The organism is Caballeronia sp. ATUFL_F1_KS39, from assembly GCF_023630985.1.
In the GTDB taxonomy this organism is placed as follows: Bacteria; Pseudomonadota; Gammaproteobacteria; order Burkholderiales; family Burkholderiaceae; genus Caballeronia; species Caballeronia zhejiangensis.
Map to the genome: position 1 here is coordinate 1 of NZ_JALQDZ010000072.1, position 1,196 is coordinate 1,196.

Sequence of the window (1,196 nt, forward strand, 5' to 3'; positions counted from 1 at the left end):
AACTGTATTGAGCGTCAAGGGTTGAGTTGGTAAGGATCATGGTTTTGGGGGATTCCAAGTTGTGCCGTCGCGCATCATGGCGTTGAGCTGGGTGAGCATCTTGCGCATTGCTGCGACGAAGGCGACTTTGGTCTTTTTGCCTCTGGCGCGCAGGCGGTCGCAAAACGCCTTGATGTGCGCGTTGGATCGCTGGGCGGCGACGCAGGCCATGTAGAGGGCGCGCCGCACGATGGGGCGGCCGCCCGAGACGTGTCGCTGGCCGCAGTGGGCGCCGCTATCGGAATTGAACGGGGCGAGCCCGGCGAGCGAGGCGATTTCGCGGGCGTTGAGGGTTCCGAGTTCGGGCAGAAAGGCAATGAGCACGGCCGCGGCGCCTTTGCCGATGCCGGGCACCGAGCGCAGCACGGCCTCGGTCTTGCACCAGAGATCGTTGGCGTGCAGGAAGGCGTCGATGTCGCGATCGGCGTCCTTGATGCGCTGTGAGATGAAGCGAATGAACTCATCTATGCTTGGCAAAGCGGATTTATGAGCGCGTTTGCGGCGATTTTGCTCGGCGGTGAGCATCTCGATGAGCTGTGCACGGCGCAGGATGAGGGCCTGCAACTGCTGGGTTTGCTCGTCGTTCAGGGGTCTGACTTCGGGTTTGATGGTCGCGCCATAGCGGGCGATGAGGCGCGCATCGATGCGATCGGTCTTGGCCCGTACGCCGGCGGACCTGGCGAAGTCGCGCACCCGCTTGGGATTGACCGCGACGGCGGGCAAGCCGGCCTGGCAGAGGGCTTCGAGGACGGCGCGTTCGAGCTTGCCGGTGGCTTCGAGCACGATGAGTTGTGGGTTGAGCGGCAGCAGTCGGTGGATCAGCTGCGCGAAGCCATCGGGAGAATTGGCCAGGCGAAAGAGTTCGGAGGATTCGTGGAAGGCGATGTCGAGAAAGGAGCCGCTGACATCGATGCCAACGAACAAAGGCGAGACGGAAGAGGATTGGATTTGGTTCACCACAGCACCCATACTTGCAAAGATACGAGCTCGAGGCTCAGTCAACTGTCCGGGTTCAAAGCGGTAAGGAGAAGCGGCGCCACCAGCTTTCTTTCGGGCTGTGAGCCCATGTAACACAAACGGGCTACCGCTTCGAGCGAACGGGAGAGATCAGCTTCCGGACGCCAGATTCAATATACAAGTAACCAAAGAAAGCAGCT

The 1,196-nt window shown here is 61.0% G+C and carries 1 protein-coding gene; it reads right to left on the reverse strand.

Features of this window, described 5'->3' with window-relative positions; all coding sequences use genetic code 11:
• Positions 1-36: 36 nt before the first annotated feature.
• Positions 37-987 carry an IS110 family RNA-guided transposase gene (locus NCR93_RS31630; RefSeq protein ID WP_502799870.1) on the reverse strand — a complete coding sequence of 317 codons (951 nt, stop codon included), beginning with the start codon at positions 985-987 and terminating at the stop codon, positions 37-39.
• Positions 988-1,196 lie beyond the last annotated feature (209 nt).